The sequence below is a fragment of the Ruegeria sp. O11 genome (assembly GCF_056535285.1).
In genome coordinates this window covers 183,117-197,479 of sequence record NZ_JBQERS010000001.1, presented here as the reverse complement: position 1 = coordinate 197,479, position 14,363 = coordinate 183,117, and the positions used below count along the sequence as shown (strand labels likewise).

Sequence of the window (14,363 nt, the reverse complement as noted above, 5' to 3'; positions counted from 1 at the left end):
AATCAGCTCAGCTTTGAAAGCTTCTGCTGCAAATCGGCAAGCTGCTTTTTGATGTCGTCCAGATCTTCTTTTGGTTCGGACGGTGCATCAGCCTCTTGCTCGGGGCTGGACCAGTTGCCAGCCAACCCCCCGGTCATGGCCTTCAGGAAAGCCTTTTGCTGCGCCTGCATCGCGTCGAAACCCGGCATCTGTGACATCGGGTTCATCGCATTCATGTTTTCCATCATCTTGGACTGGCTTTCACGCAGCATCTCGAACGAGCTCTGCAGGAATTGCGGCATCATACCCCCGCCCGGCACCATGTAGCTACGGACAAGATCATTTAGCACGTTGACCGGCAGCACATTCTCGCCACGGCTTTCGTGTTCGGCAATGATTTGGAGCAAATATTGGCGGGTCAGGTCATCGCCGGTTTTCAGGTCGATGATCTGCACTTCACGCCCGTCGCGAATAAAGCCCGCGATATCTTCAAGCGTCACGTAATCGCTAGTCTCAGTGTTATACAGCCGACGGCTGGCATAACGCTTGATCAGCAGAGGTTTTTCTTGTTCCGACACCCTGTATCCTCCCCAAGGATGATGCGTTGCAGCAGAGGTTATGCGACTGCAGAACAAAAAGAAAGGGCAGGTCAAGCGACCTGCCCGCAGCGATTGCACCATTTGGGAGGAATGGGTGCTAAGTCGCAGTCTTATCTTACTTTGTGGTCGCTGCTTTCTTTGCGGCAGCAGTCACCTCGTTGGTGGCTTTTTTGACGGCTGCGGTTGCGTCTTCTGCAGCGTCTTTGCCAGCCGCCATCAGCAGCTCAACGGTTTCGGTCTGAACTTTTTTCGCGATTTCTGCGAAAGCGGCCAGATTTTCAGCAGCAACTTCAGCCGAAGCGCTTGCGAAGTCGGTTGCGGCTTTTGCGTAATCCGCGGGCTCGGTTTTTGCTTTCGACATCTCGGTCAGTTTGGCCAGAGTTTCTTTGGTCCATTTGTTCGAGATTTCAGCCGATTTCTCAGCTGCGTCCAGAGCAACGCCCGACAGCTTTTCGTTCAGCGAAGCAGTCGATTTGAATGCGTCTTCCAGAGCGGTTGTGTCAACCGGGAACGCGCCCATCATGTCTTTCAGGGTCGCGGTAAAGTCTTGGGTCTTTGCCATTGTCCTAAATCCTTCTAGCCGTTCCGGGCCCACCCCGGTTCTCATCAGCTTGAAGGCAATATGATTGCTGCATCGCAGCATTGCAAGTTTTTTCTTGCTGCGATGCAGAATATTTTTAGTTTCAGAATGATATCAGCGGTTTGCCTTGACCAAAACATAGGTCCCCGGAGCCGGACATAAGCGCGGATGATCCGAATCGCCGGTATCCCGGGCCGGAACCTGCTTGCCCGACCGTTTTTTCAACCAAGCTTCCCACATCGGCCACCACGAACCTGCGTGGAAGTCAGCCTCTTTCAGCCAGGTATCGGCATCAGACTTAAGATCAGGATTGGTGTAGTGACCATATTTCTTCTTGCTCGGCGGGTTCACGATGCCAGCGATGTGGCCGGACTCGGACACTACAAAGGTCTTTGACTTCGAACCCATCTGCTGCACCCCGCGATAGCAATCCTTCCACGCGGCGATATGGTCTGTTTCACAGGTAATCGCCATCAGCGGTACATCCACATCTTTGATATGCAGCTTCTGCCCCAGCAATTCGAACCCGTCCGTCACGAAACCATTGCTCTGACATAAACCGCGCAGATACTGGATCGCCATCTTACCGGGCAGATTGGCCCCATCCCCGTTCCAGTAAAGCAGATCGAAGGCGGGCGGCGTCTCTCCCATCATGTAGCTGCGGATCGCCGGTGTGTAGATCAGATCCCGTGATCGCAGGAAGGACATCGTCCGGCCAATGATCCAGGCCTTCAGCACGCCGTCTTTTGAAACCTGATCTTCGATCCCATCTACGAAATCGTTTTGCAGGAACGGCGTAAATTCACCCTGCTCTCCAAAGTCCGTCAAGGTTGTGAAGAAGGTAGCCGATTTGACAGATTTGTCGCCACGTTGCTTCATCAGCGAAAGGGTTAGGCTGAGTGTCGTTCCAGCAATGCAGTAGCCTACCGCGTTGACCTGCTTGACCTTGCAGATTTTCTTGGCCTCTTCGATGGCAGTCAGGAACCCTTCCTGAATATAGTCTTCCATCCCGATATCAGCATGAGAGCTGTCGGCATTGACCCAGCTGACCACAAACAGAGTATAGCCCTGCTCGGTCACCCACTTGATCAAGCTGTTCTGAGCCTTCAGGTCGAGGATATAGAATTTGTTAATCCAGGGCGGGAACAGAACGATGGGGGTTTCATGCACCGTCTCGGTCACCGGTTTATATTGGATCAGTTCCATCATCCGGTTGCGGTAAACGACGTCTCCGGGCGTTGTCGCGATATTGCCACCGATCTCAAAGGCGCTTTCGTCGGCGAGCCGAACAACCATCTCGCCGTCATTGGCCTCAAGATCGGATACGAGGTTTTCAAGCCCTTGTATTAATGATTGACCTTCAGTCTCGACGGCTTTCTCCAGGGCATCGGGGTTGGTGGCCAGAAAATTGGTCGGTGCCATCATATCGATGATCTGTTGCGAGAAATAACGCAGGCGCTGTTTGTCTTTGGTGTCTAGGTCATCAACAGATGCGACAGCCTGAGCGATCGCATCAGCATTGGTCTGGTATTGCTGGCGGATCAAGCGGAAATAGGGGTTGGTGTCCCACATCGGGTTGGAAAACCGCTTATCTTTGACTGGGGCGTCCGGCTCTTCGCTTTCGCCAGAAGTCATCGCTTTCTGCGCTTCGGCAAAGTTGAGTACTGACTTTCCCCAATACTCGATCTGTTGTTCCAGCAGCTTTGAAGGGTTTTGCATAACATCAGCCCAATAGGCTGTTGCTGCTTTTGCAAAAAGCTCTTGATTCGGGCCGTCTAACGCAGGGGTATGCGGCGTTTTTCCCGCCATGACTTCGACGAGGCGTTTGGACAATTCTTCGACTTTGCCCATATTTTCTTTAAGTCGTTCAATATGTTCTTCAGTCAATTCTGGCGTCTGGTCGTCGGTAGTTGTCATTTTAACAATTCCCCCCTAGTCTCGCTGCTGTGCAGAATAACGTCGTAGGCGTCGGGGGGCAAAGCGGCGAATGGTCCGAATTCTCAGGCTGATACTCAGGAGGCACATTCGATGCGCTACATGATGACTTACGACCTGATGGAAACCATGCGTAACACCAACCAATGGCTTGGTGCAACCGCAAGCGCGATGGCGTCCTATCCCCTGTTTTCGATGACACCCAATCCGGCCTTCAACTGGATGGCAGCCTGGGGTGAAGTAACCGAGCGAACATTCCAACGTATGATCGTCAAACCCGATTGGGGTATTCGCACCTTCACCTGCGAAGATGGTAAAGACCATTTGGTCGATGTCACAACAGTGCTTGAGCGCCCGTTCGGCGACCTGATCCACTTCCGCGTCAACGGGCGTGAAGAGCAGCCTCGCAAAGTTCTGCTGGTCGCACCCATGTCGGGCCATTATGCGACGCTGCTGCGCTCGACCGTCAAAAGCTTGTTGGTCAATTGTGAAGTTTACATCACTGATTGGCATAATGCGCGCGATATCCCTGTGTCCGAAGGCAAATTCGATGTTGAGGATTACACCCTCTACCTTGTCGATTTTATGAAAGAACTCGGGCCCGACACACATGTTGTCGCTGTTTGCCAGCCCGCACCTCTGACATTGGCGGCAACGGCCTATCTGGCCGAAGTCGAACCAATAGCGCAGCCCAGTACACTGACCCTGATCGGAGGGCCGGTCGATCCCGATGCGACACCAACCGAGGTCACGGATTTTGGTCGCCGCGTTACAATGGGCCAACTGGAAGAAACCATGATCCAGCGCGTTGGCTTCAAATACAAAGGGGTCGGTCGCATGGTCTATCCCGGCCTGCTGCAACTTGCCTCGTTCATGTCGATGAATGCCGAACGTCACAGCAAGGCGTTTTCGGACCAAATCCAGCGGGTGATCCGGGATGAAGCTTCGGATCACGATGCCCACAACCGGTTCTATGATGAATATCTTGCCGTGATGGACATGACGGCCGAGTTCTACCTTTCAACCGTCGAACGGGTCTTTAAGAACCGCGAGATTGCGCGGAACGAATTTGTTGTCGCCGGACACAAGGTGGATATCGGCAAGATTACCGATGTCGCAGTGAAATCGGTTGAAGGCGCGAACGACGATATCTCGGCACCCGGTCAGTGCATTGCAGCGCTTGATTTGTGCACCGGCCTGCCGGACAGCAAAAAAGCAAGCCATGTCGAACCTGGCGCTGGCCATTATGGTATTTTCGCGGGCCGCAGCTGGCGTGACAATATCCGCCCGCTTGTGATTGATTTCATGAATGAAAATAGCCGTAAGCCACGCCGTCGCGCCGCCAATAGCAACAAAGTGGCATGAGCGGCACCGCAGCTAAGGAACTCTCCTTCAGCTGCGACTGCGGCGCGCTTTCTGGCCGCATCACAGAGCGCGGCGTCAAATCAGGCACCCATGTCGTCTGCTTCTGCCATGATTGTCGTGCAACCCAACTGTATTTCAAACAGCCAGACCCGGCCCCCGGCCCTGTCGATATTTTTCAGATGGCCCCGGAAGAAATCGAGATTAACCGAGGAGCCGAGCACTTGGCTGTGATGCAGCTTAGTCCCAAGGGCATGTTGCGGTGGTATGCCAAATGCTGCAACGCGCCATTGGCAACAACGCCAATGACCCCCAAATTTCCATTCGCGGGGGTCATAGTGAAACGCATCCCCGACAACAACAGTCTTGGTCCCATTACCACACGCGGATTTGTGCCCGGGCCTGATGGCAAACAATCTCATGAAAAAATTCGCTATGCGGCCATGGGATTGCTGAAGCGGGTACTAAAATCGCGCCTGTCGGGAAGCTGGAAGAAAACACCGTTTTTCGATTCCGAGACGGGCACCCCCGTTGCTCAACCGACCATTTTAACAAAAGAAGAACGCGCAGCTTTCTACGACTAGGTCAGCCGTAGCGGAGTTTGAATCCAGTCCAGCAGCGTTTCAGTTACTGTGTCAGGAGCTTCCAGCGTTGGGAAATGTCCAGCTCCATCAATTACATGCAGCACCGCATCCGGAATGAGATCTGCCATGAAAGTGTGTTTCTGCGCCGTGCTTTCGGCATCATGAGCACCGCACATGATCACGGTCGGCGTCTTGATCCGCCTCAACGTGCCTTGCTGATCCGGACGCCGCTGCAACACTCGCATCTGTCGCACAAACACTTCCGGCCCCAACGCCCTGGCCATCTGCAATACACCGTCGAGAACCGGAATTCGTTGCGGTCCTTGGGGCCAACATGTCTGAACCGATCACTCTGCGCATGACGTCGTCCAACCGTCCCGCCTGCGCGCCTATGATCAATTCTTCGCGGTCTGCAGCGATCTGAGGCGTGTCCGCCTGCACCTCTGCCGTGATCAAACATAATTGTGTCACCCTCTCAGGCGCGCGTCGCACAATTTCAAGCGCGATGCTTCCATCCAGACCAAACCCACACAATGCGAACCGATGCGGTAGTTGATCCAGCAGACCCGACGCGATCTCCTCTATCCGCTTACCACCGGTGATTGGTGCAACCGTGACCGCACGATCATGCGACATCGCTGTGATTTGCGCCTGAAACAACCGCGCGTCACACATCAATCCGGGCTGCAAAACCAATGGCTCGATCGCCCTGGCACCCTCCGGTCGTTGTTTGTTGTTTTGTTACAGGATGAGAAGTTTGCCAGTGGCGGGCAAGCAAAACCTCAGGGATAAACGATCGCTCTGAATGGCGGAAAATCCGCGTACCGCGCTTGCCTTTGTGCCAGCGTTTCTTCCGGATCGGCCCCGGCCCGCAACAAGCAGCCACGCGGCGCAATATAGCTGTCGATCCGCCTTACAGGCTTGGGCCGCCATACCAGATTGAACGCGCAGAGTTTCGGAAAGAACCAGATTTCAGAGTAATCCAGATGGTCATGCATCCACCACGCAAGATCCCGCCAATCGCGTCCCTGCTCATACCGGTCGGCAAACCATGGTATAATGATCGAAGCACCCGCGACACGCGCGTCGCCTTCGCCCCAGTCCCAAATGTGGCACTCTAATGGGTTGTCATTGCGGGCGCAGTTCAACCTGTTCTCGTTCCCAAACCGGTTCAAGGACCGCGAACGATAGCCCGAGCGTACAGCGACCCGCCCAAAGGTCTCTTCCAGTGGATCCATAAGTGTTTCACAAAACGCACGCCCCGTTTCGATCGCAAGATCGGGGTTGTCAGGTACGTTCTGTAACTCGTGAAAGTTTCCAATTTCGGAATAAAGGAAATCCCGCATGAAGAAATGCCGGGAAAGGCGCACACGACCCAGGTTCTCGAGGCTCCACATGCTGCCCGGCCGACGCACGATCAGTACCCGTTCCAGCGAAAGGAACCGTCCGCTGCCAAGGTCGAGAAGGGGTTGAACGCAATTTCCCAGATCGTCTGGTCCGGAGCGCGGAAATACCCGTGATGTCCGCCCCAGAAGACGTCCGATGCGGGCTTGAGCACCTCCGCTCCGGCACGTTCCGCCTGGTCAATCAGCGCCGCCACGTCATCTTTCGCACGGCAATTATGGCTTAACGTCATCGCACCACGTCCCAGAGTTGCGACGTCCACTCCCATTTCGTCAGCCAGAGCGGCAAGTGGATAGAGGCCCAGCGTTTGCCCGATCAGATCAAACGCAATCACCCCATCGGGACTTTCAACACGTTGCCAGCCCAGTTTCTCATAGAAAACTGCGGCTGTTTCCAAGTCTTCCACGCCGATCGTGATCAAACTTACACGTTGCTCCATCACTGAATCCCCTGCTCCGATAGCCACTCCAACGTACCTGAGACCGTTGCATCAGTCTGACCGGGCGACATCAACCGCCCCGCCACAACGTGCGAGGCTGGATCATCCCCGGGGCCCATGGTCACCAATGCAACCGAGGCCGGGCCTCCCCATGCCTTTGCCACCTCATGCGTTCTGTCCGGCCGCACGACTTGATCCTCATCCGAGAACCAAAATAGGGCGGGGATCCGTGCAACTGAAAAGTCCAACCCATATACTGCATCTACGATGACAGACATCGGCACAACCGCCTCCCATGGGTAGATTGTTGTCCAATACCTATTCTTTTCAGTATCAGAACTGGATACATCCCGCTCGGCCCCCATCAAAAGAGGCAACCAATCTCGCGCCCATGGCAATGTTGGCACCCAGGCCGCAGCCATGGTCGCACCGAAGTTAGGAGAGACAAAAATCATCGCGGCCACATTCGCACTCAGTTCGGTATCCAGCGCAGCTGTTGCCGCCAGAGTTCCGCCAGTAGATGTCGAGATTACAACTACTTGCTCTCCGACTGCCCGGGCTGCTGCCAACCCCTCGGCCGCATCCCGCATCCAGCCCGAGGCCGTCGCTTTGGCCATAGCGTAACCATCACGCCCATGCCCTTGAAGCCGGGTATAAACAAGGTTGGCGCCCAGCGACTCTGCGACTCGATCGGGCACCGGCCTGATCTCTTCTGACGAGGCCGAGAACCCATGGATATAAAGCTCCGCGTACGATGTTCGCTGCTCGTAAAACCCATCCTGCCAGATCACACGCCTTTCAACGCCCGGCACGATGTCGTCATAGCCAGTTTCGATGCTTTCAAAATAGACCTGAACGCCTTCACCAAATTTGCGTGGATCGAAACGGGGATGCAGGTCTACCGGCTCACGGGGCCCAAATACGTAGACCAACCCACCAATCAGGGCCAATCCCAGCAGCAGACGCCCCAAAATCCAGCCAAAGCGCTGCATCAGGTGCCTCCTATTACATCCCGAACGGCCTGCTCGATCAAACCAAGGCACGGTCCGTCCGAGAATCGGTGATCTGCGTCTTTGACTAGCAGTAGCTGCATGTCTTGACCCGACGCGTGGTTAAGCAAGCCTACTGCTGTTTCAGTGGATACCGCGGTATCTGCCGTTCCCTGCAGGAAACGCACCGGAAAGCGCAATTCAAGTGGCGTACGCAAAACCAGACGCTGCCGCCCATCTTCAATCATCCGCTTGGTAATGACGTAGGGCTCCATATAGTCCGAAGGCAGCTCAACATGCCCAACGATCTCCAGATCAGATTTCTGCTGATCTGAAAACGAAGCCCAATACCCTTCCTCGGTAAAATCCGGTGCTGCAGCGATCGTTACCATACCCGCAATCCGTTCGGGCATGACCCGCGCAAGCAACAACGCCTGCCATCCGCCCATGGATGATCCCACAATAATCAACGGGCCCGCGGTCAACCGAGAGATTGCAGCCAACGTATCCTCGTGCCAGTCCCCAATGCACCCATCGGTAAACTCACCGGAACTTTCACCATGCCCCGAATAATCGAAGCGTAAGAAAGACTGCCCTCGCGCCTTGGCCCAGGCCTCAAGATGCACAGCCTTGGTGCCTTCCATGTCCGATTTCAATCCGCCCAGAAAAACGATGGTTGGCCCCGTTCCTTCAGACTTGTGATAAGCCAGCCGTCGCCCCTGCGCTGTCTCAAGAAATTTCGTCTCTGCCATGAAATCCTCTTTTCTTTTCCCGCATCATGCACGTCATCACGCGCTTCGCAATTCCCCGATCCCTTTTCATCCGGCCAAAAATATCCCGGGGTGCGCGAGGGGCAGCGCCCCTCGTTCCCACCCTTGACACGCGCATCCCCACCTGCCACATGAGCCGAACACACATAACCCGCAACCGGGCGTTCAGTGGGCGCCAAACCGACGAGGAGAGCCGATATGGCCTTGGACTCACAGTCAGTCTCCCTTACCTTTCCCGATGGCAATTCCCGATCCTTCGATGCAGGCGTCACGCCCGCTCAGGTCGCTGCCGGCATCTCGACCTCGCTGGCCAAAAAAGCCATCTCTGCCACGGTGAACGGCCAGCATTGGGACTTGCAATGGCCCATCGAAGCCGACGCGCAAATCGCCATTCACACCATGAAGGACGAGGCGCAAGCCAATGAGCTGATCCGCCACGATCTGGCGCATGTCATGGCGCGCGCCGTGCAGGAGATTTGGCCCGCTACCAAAGTCACCATCGGCCCCGTCATCGAAAACGGCTGGTACTATGACTTTGACCGCGAGGAGCCGTTTACGCCCGAAGATCTCGGCCTAATCGAGAAAAAGATGAAAGAGATCATCAACAAGCGTGATCCGGTGACCAGCGAGGTTTGGGACCGTGACCGCGCGATCGAGTTCTACAAGGCCAACAATGAGCCCTATAAAGTTGAGCTGATCGAATCCATCCCGGGTGATGAGCCGCTGCGCATGTATTGGCACGGCCACTGGCAGGATCTCTGCCGTGGCCCACACTTGCAGCACACTGGTCAACTGCCGGGCGATGCGTTCAAACTGATGTCCATCGCCGGTGCCTACTGGCGCGGCGACAGCGACCGCGCCATGCTTCAACGCATCTATGGCGTGGCCTTCACCGGCAAGGAAAAGCTGAAGGCGTATCTGCATATGCTGGAAGAAGCCGCCAAGCGCGATCACCGCAAGCTGGGCCGCGAGATGGACCTGTTCCACATGCAGGAAGAGGCTCCGGGGCAGATTTTCTGGCACCCCAATGGTTGGACCGTCTACACCCAACTTCAGGACTATATGCGCCGTCAGCAGCGCAAGGGCGGTTATGTCGAGGTTAACACGCCTCAGGTTGTCGACCGCAAGCTGTGGGAAGCCTCGGGTCACTGGGACAAATATCAGGAAAATATGTTCATCGTCGAAGTCGACGAGGAACATGCGCGGGAAAAGGCTATTAACGCCTTGAAACCGATGAACTGCCCCTGTCACGTGCAGATATTCAACCAAGGCCTGAAATCCTATCGCGATTTACCTTTGCGTATGGCCGAATTCGGATCGTGCAATCGGTACGAACCCTCGGGTGCTCTGCACGGTATCATGCGCGTACGCGGCTTTACCCAGGATGACGGGCACATCTTCTGCACCGAAGACCAGATCGAATCTGAAACCGCCGAGTTCATTCGGTTCCTGTCCGAGATCTACAAAGACCTCGGGTTCGAAAACTTCTCGGTCAAGTTCTCGGATCGCCCCGAAAAGCGGTCTGGCTCCGACGAGGTATGGGACAAGGCTGAAGCCGCCCTGCTCAGTGCGACTCGTGCTGCGGGGATCGAACCGGAACTTAACCCGGGTGAAGGGGCGTTCTATGGCCCGAAGCTGGAGTTCGTTCTAACCGATGCGATTGGTCGGGACTGGCAGTGCGGCACCCATCAGGTAGATTTTGTTCTGCCAGAACGTCTGGACGCCACATATATCGGCGCCGATGGCGGCAAACACCGTCCGGTCATGCTGCACCGCGCGACACTGGGTTCGTTCGAGCGGTTTATCGGCATCTTGATTGAAGAACACGCAGGCAAACTGCCCTTCTGGCTTGCGCCGCGTCAGGTCGTGGTCGCCTCGATCACGTCCGAGGCAGATGCGTATGTGGCCGAAGTGGTCGAAGCCTTGCGCGCCGCTGGTGTTCGGGCCGAAGCTGATATTCGTAACGAGAAAATCAACTACAAGGTCCGCGAGCATTCGGTTGGCAAAGTCCCGATCATTCTGGCCGTCGGTCACCGCGAAGTTGATGAGCGCACGGTCAGTGTCCGCCGTCTCGGTGAAAAACAGACACAAGTTCAGTCGCTTGAATCTGTAACAAAAGAGCTGGGTCAGGCCGCAACGCCGCCAGATCTGCTGTAACATTCGGTGCCAAATTGCCGAAAATCCGGCCCTGATTTTAGGGCCGGATTGAAACAAATACCATTTTTCATTTCAAAAACAGTTTGTTAACCTTCAAGGGGCCATGACGGTCTTTGACGGGGTTGTGAGACACGGGCTCGTGAATTCAACTCTGAGCATCAAGCTACTACCTTTGTCATTGTCACAAGCAGACACGTAAAGTCAGCAAAAGGAAAATCCGAGATGTCGAACACCGCAAAAACACTGGTTATCGCAAGCGCAGTTGCCGCCGCCGTTTCCGGCGCTGCAACAACGGCGACCGCTCAGGCCAAAGAGAAATGCTATGGCGTTTCGCTGGCCGGTCAAAACGACTGCGCGGCTGGCCCCGGTACGACCTGCGCGGGCACGTCAACTGTAGATTATCAGGGTAATGCATGGACTCTGGTTGACGCAGGCACCTGCGCGGACATTGAGCTGCCAAAAACAGCAGATGGTGCGGACCGCAAAGGCTCGCTCGAGCCGCTGGAACGCGATCTGCCTGCATAAGTCTGCCCGAATGAACCGGAAAGGGCGGGCACCATCGCCCGCCCTTTCTGTGATGATCAAGGGATTTGCACATGTTAGACAATGCTCTCAGATCAAATCGATTGCCCGCCGCCCCAGGCGTCGGATATAAACCGCAGCATTTCTCGCAAATCCTTGAGCATGCGAAGCCAGTAGAATGGCTTGAGATTCATGCTGAAAACTATATGGGCGATGGCGGACGTCCTTTGGCACAATTGCGCCATCTATCCGAACAATTCCCCATATCCGTTCACGGCGTTGGCCTCTCCATTGGTGGTGAAACACCGCTGGACCCAGATCACCTCGCACGCCTGAAACACTTGGTTGGTTGGCTGAACCCAGCAAGCTTCTCTGAACATCTGGCATGGTCAACTCATGAAAGTCACTTCCTGAATGATCTGCTGCCGCTTCCCTATACCGATGCCACTCTGACCCGCGTGTGCGATCATATTGATCAGGTGCAAGGGGTCGTTGGACGGCAAATGCTGTTGGAAAATCCTTCCAGCTATTTGGCTTTCGAAGAAAGCACCTGGTCCGAGCCTGATTTCCTGCGCGAAATAACGCGCCGTACCGGATGTGGTTTGCTGTTTGATGTGAACAACGTCTTTGTTTCTGCCACTAATCTGGATTTTTCGCCTCAGGGCTATATCGACGCCTACCCGCTGGATCAGGTGGGTGAGATTCACTTGGGCGGTCACGACGAAGACGAAGACGATCATGGCCACCCCCTGCTGATCGATAGCCACGGGCGCGAGGTGGTTGATCCGGTCTGGGCATTGCTGGACTACGTTTTGGAAAAATCGGGACCGAAGCCGGTGCTGATTGAATGGGATACCGACGTACCTGACTGGCCAATCCTGAGGGCCGAGGCCGAACGTGCCCAATCTGCGTTGGACAAGATTCCGGCATGAACGTGTCTCAGACCACATTCCATGACGCTTTGCTGGACGCCAACAAGTCGGTTCCGGATGGATTGCTGGACGCGCAAGCAAACGCGGCGGGACGTCGTTTCAGCGTGTATCGCAACAATGTCGCCGTTTCATTGACCGAGGCAATGCATCAGGCGTTTCCAGTCATTTCTAAGTTGCTGGGATCACAGAACATGGATGGGCTTGCCGGGATTTTCCTGCGCCAGCACCCGCCTACCTCACCACTTATGATGTTTTACGGTGATGAATTCCCTGCCTTTTTGGAAGGTATGGAGCAATTGTCGCATCTGGGATACCTGCCAGATGTAGCGCGGCTGGAACTGGCGTTGCGGCGGGCCTATCACGCTGCCGATTGCCAGCCTATCGACCCTGAGGCTCTGAACGTTCCACCAGAAGACTTGATGCGCGCCAAGCTGACCCTCGCACCTGCGGCAACTGTTTTAAGATCTGAATGGCCTGTTCACGCGATCTGGTTGTTCAACACTGAAGACGGCGCCCCGAAACCTGAAGCGGGTGCTCAGGATGTACTGATTACACGTCCCGAATACGATCCTGCCCCGCAACCGCTGCCACAGGGCGGCGCGGCATGGATCGCACGCATTCGAAACGGGCAAAGCATCGGCGAAGCATTTGAAGCCACCGTGGCGGAAACGCCCGAATTTGACCTTGGAACCACTCTGGCACTGCTTTTGCAGGGCGGTGCAATAACTTCTGTGACTATCGAAAGGCTGGACACATGACTGCCCTGATCTCTACCTACAATGACACGATGGACAAAGTGGCGAACACGTCCGGCTGGCTGACGCCTACCCTCGCTCGGGTTGTCTTTATCGCTGTCCTGTTCGTGTATTATTGGAACTCAGCAACACTGAAGATTGACGGCTCAATCTTTTCGCCATCCGCCGGAGCATTTGGGCAAATCTTCCCCAAGGCGGCCGAAGCCGTCCTTTATGACGTCAGCCAGATGACTTTCTTCCAGCGAATTGTCATCTTCTTTGGAACCGTGGCTGAGTTTGTATTGCCCGTACTGCTGCTGATCGGCCTGCTAACCCGTCTTGCCGCACTTGGCATGATTGGATTTGTCTGGGTGCAGACCCTCACCGATGTTACCGGACATGGTGTCAAATTGGGTGGCTTGTTTGACAACGCAATCACGCTGATGGATCAGCGCGTGATGTGGACATTCCTGCTGCTAGTGATTGTCATCAACGGTGCAGGCCCGCTTTCGCTGGATCGGCTGCTGCGCCTGAAATGACTTAGAAATGCGCCTTGGGCTCGTCCGGTTTTCCAGCCGCGAGCCCAAGCACTCCTGCTACTCCGGCAAAGGCTATTGGGAACATCGTAAAGACGCCAAAGCCAAAGGCGTAGTACATGCCCGACGCAGAAATAAGCAGTAATATGCCCGCGACCAGAGCACGTGAATGGGCCATCGCTCCACCCACTATCGCCAATAGCGGTGCCACAATCGAAGCGGTCTGGATCAGTTCCGGGTTATCGACCTGTTCGGCAATCCCTTCGATCTCACCAAATTGGTCGATCAGTTCCACAAATCCATAGCCGAAAAATCCGACGACCATTCCGATCAGCCCGGCAATCACACCTAGTATCATGGCAGCGTTTCGCATTCACAGGTCTCCGCTTGTTGCCCATGTCACATAGGCAATTGATTAGGTAAGACCAAGGGCCTAACGCGTTTCAGGCGTCCAGCCCAAATACATCCGGCCATCAGTTTCGATCAATGGGCGCTTCATCAAGGTCGGGTGATCAGCCAACAGCTCAAGCACCGGCCGATTTCGTGTATCCTCATCCAATCCGCGCCAGGTTGTTGATCGCGTATTGAGCAAGGCTTTGCCGAAAGTCTCATACGCCTCCGACAGGATATTTTCGGGAACACCTTGCCCCCGCACGTCGACAAACTCCGCATTCGGAAGCGATTTCAATGCCTTGCGACATGTGTCGCAATTCTTCAATCCATAGAGGCGCATAGTTTGATTGATCCTGTCTTCGCTGCAAAATCGGGCAATTCCATTGGCATGGCCCAGTTATTCTTGATTTTTTACTTCACCGTGCAATGTTGAAAAAGGCGAAACACG

The 14,363-nt window shown here is 55.0% G+C and carries 18 protein-coding genes; 7 read left to right on the top strand and 11 right to left on the bottom strand.

Annotation, left to right across the window (positions count from 1 at the left end):
• Positions 1-2: 2 nt before the first annotated feature.
• From phaR to ACRZ91_RS01020, 3 genes are all read right to left on the bottom strand, one after another.
• Positions 3-557: a polyhydroxyalkanoate synthesis repressor PhaR gene (gene phaR / locus ACRZ91_RS01030; RefSeq protein WP_170469152.1), complete on the bottom strand. Its 555-nt coding sequence runs from the start codon at positions 555-557 to the stop codon at positions 3-5.
• 136 nt (positions 558-693) lie between these two features.
• Positions 694-1,140, bottom strand: a complete 447-nt coding sequence (locus ACRZ91_RS01025) for a phasin family protein (protein WP_170393620.1) — start codon at positions 1,138-1,140, stop codon at positions 694-696.
• Between the two features lie 132 nt (positions 1,141-1,272).
• Positions 1,273-3,075, bottom strand: coding sequence for a PHA/PHB synthase family protein (locus ACRZ91_RS01020; RefSeq protein ID WP_480901920.1), 1,803 nt, complete (start codon positions 3,073-3,075; stop codon positions 1,273-1,275).
• A 111-nt stretch (positions 3,076-3,186) separates the two neighbouring features.
• On the opposite strand from ACRZ91_RS01020, the gene phaZ reads away from it, so the two are divergent.
• Both phaZ and ACRZ91_RS01010 read left to right on the top strand, forming a co-directional pair.
• Complete coding sequence (gene phaZ / locus ACRZ91_RS01015) at positions 3,187-4,458, top strand: polyhydroxyalkanoate depolymerase (RefSeq protein WP_480901918.1); 1,272 nt, start codon at positions 3,187-3,189, stop codon at positions 4,456-4,458.
• Positions 4,455-5,039 carry a DUF6151 family protein gene (locus ACRZ91_RS01010; RefSeq protein ID WP_480901916.1) on the top strand — a complete coding sequence of 195 codons (585 nt, stop codon included), beginning with the start codon at positions 4,455-4,457 and terminating at the stop codon, positions 5,037-5,039. The genes phaZ and ACRZ91_RS01010 overlap by 4 nt, the downstream gene beginning before the upstream one ends.
• Here ACRZ91_RS01010 and ACRZ91_RS01005 read toward each other — a convergent pair.
• From ACRZ91_RS01005 to ACRZ91_RS00980, 6 genes are all read right to left on the bottom strand, one after another.
• Positions 5,036-5,167 carry an alpha/beta fold hydrolase gene (locus tag ACRZ91_RS01005; RefSeq protein ID WP_480901914.1) on the bottom strand — a complete coding sequence of 44 codons (132 nt, stop codon included), beginning with the start codon at positions 5,165-5,167 and terminating at the stop codon, positions 5,036-5,038. The two genes, ACRZ91_RS01010 and ACRZ91_RS01005, sit on opposite strands and share 4 nt — an antisense overlap.
• 31 nt (positions 5,168-5,198) lie before the next feature.
• Positions 5,199-5,735, bottom strand: coding sequence for an alpha/beta fold hydrolase (locus ACRZ91_RS01000; protein WP_480901911.1), 537 nt, complete (start codon positions 5,733-5,735; stop codon positions 5,199-5,201).
• Positions 5,736-5,821: 86 nt separating this feature from the next.
• Positions 5,822-6,436 carry a hypothetical protein gene (locus tag ACRZ91_RS00995; RefSeq protein ID WP_480903364.1) on the bottom strand — a complete coding sequence of 205 codons (615 nt, stop codon included), beginning with the start codon at positions 6,434-6,436 and terminating at the stop codon, positions 5,822-5,824.
• A gap of 20 nt (positions 6,437-6,456) precedes the next feature.
• Entirely contained in the window at positions 6,457-6,882 is a 426-nt protein-coding gene (locus ACRZ91_RS00990) for a VOC family protein (protein ID WP_170770302.1), read from the bottom strand.
• On the bottom strand, positions 6,882-7,874 hold the full coding sequence (locus ACRZ91_RS00985; protein WP_480901908.1) for an alpha/beta hydrolase: 993 nt from the start codon (positions 7,872-7,874) through the stop codon (positions 6,882-6,884). The genes ACRZ91_RS00990 and ACRZ91_RS00985 overlap by 1 nt, the downstream gene beginning before the upstream one ends.
• On the bottom strand, positions 7,874-8,623 hold the full coding sequence (locus ACRZ91_RS00980) for an alpha/beta fold hydrolase (protein WP_480901906.1): 750 nt from the start codon (positions 8,621-8,623) through the stop codon (positions 7,874-7,876). The genes ACRZ91_RS00985 and ACRZ91_RS00980 overlap by 1 nt, the downstream gene beginning before the upstream one ends.
• Before the next feature lie 216 nt (positions 8,624-8,839).
• Between ACRZ91_RS00980 and thrS the strand changes: the two genes are divergently transcribed.
• The 5 genes from thrS to ACRZ91_RS00955 all read left to right on the top strand — a co-directional run bounded on the left by thrS (position 8,840) and on the right by ACRZ91_RS00955 (position 13,525).
• Positions 8,840-10,798: a threonine--tRNA ligase gene (thrS, locus tag ACRZ91_RS00975; RefSeq protein ID WP_480901904.1), complete on the top strand. Its 1,959-nt coding sequence runs from the start codon at positions 8,840-8,842 to the stop codon at positions 10,796-10,798.
• A 222-nt stretch (positions 10,799-11,020) separates the two neighbouring features.
• A complete protein-coding gene (locus ACRZ91_RS00970; protein ID WP_010439128.1) occupies positions 11,021-11,323 on the top strand; it encodes a BufA1 family periplasmic bufferin-type metallophore in 303 nt (100 codons plus the stop codon).
• A 71-nt stretch (positions 11,324-11,394) separates the two neighbouring features.
• Entirely contained in the window at positions 11,395-12,252 is an 858-nt protein-coding gene (gene bufB / locus ACRZ91_RS00965) for an MNIO family bufferin maturase (RefSeq protein WP_480901901.1), read from the top strand.
• The gene (locus ACRZ91_RS00960) at positions 12,249-13,010 is read left to right on the top strand and encodes an HvfC/BufC N-terminal domain-containing protein (RefSeq protein WP_480901898.1); all 762 of its coding nucleotides are present in this window, start codon (positions 12,249-12,251) and stop codon (positions 13,008-13,010) included. The genes bufB and ACRZ91_RS00960 overlap by 4 nt, the downstream gene beginning before the upstream one ends.
• Entirely contained in the window at positions 13,007-13,525 is a 519-nt protein-coding gene (locus ACRZ91_RS00955; protein WP_170770292.1) for a DoxX family membrane protein, read from the top strand. The genes ACRZ91_RS00960 and ACRZ91_RS00955 overlap by 4 nt, the downstream gene beginning before the upstream one ends.
• 1 nt (position 13,526) lies before the next feature.
• On the opposite strand, the gene ACRZ91_RS00950 is transcribed toward ACRZ91_RS00955, so the two are convergent.
• Positions 13,527-13,895, bottom strand: a complete 369-nt coding sequence (locus ACRZ91_RS00950) for a hypothetical protein (protein ID WP_480901896.1) — start codon at positions 13,893-13,895, stop codon at positions 13,527-13,529.
• 60 nt (positions 13,896-13,955) lie between these two features.
• Positions 13,956-14,255, bottom strand: a complete 300-nt coding sequence (locus ACRZ91_RS00945) for an ArsC/Spx/MgsR family protein (RefSeq protein WP_480901894.1) — start codon at positions 14,253-14,255, stop codon at positions 13,956-13,958.
• Positions 14,256-14,363: the final 108 nt, after the last annotated feature.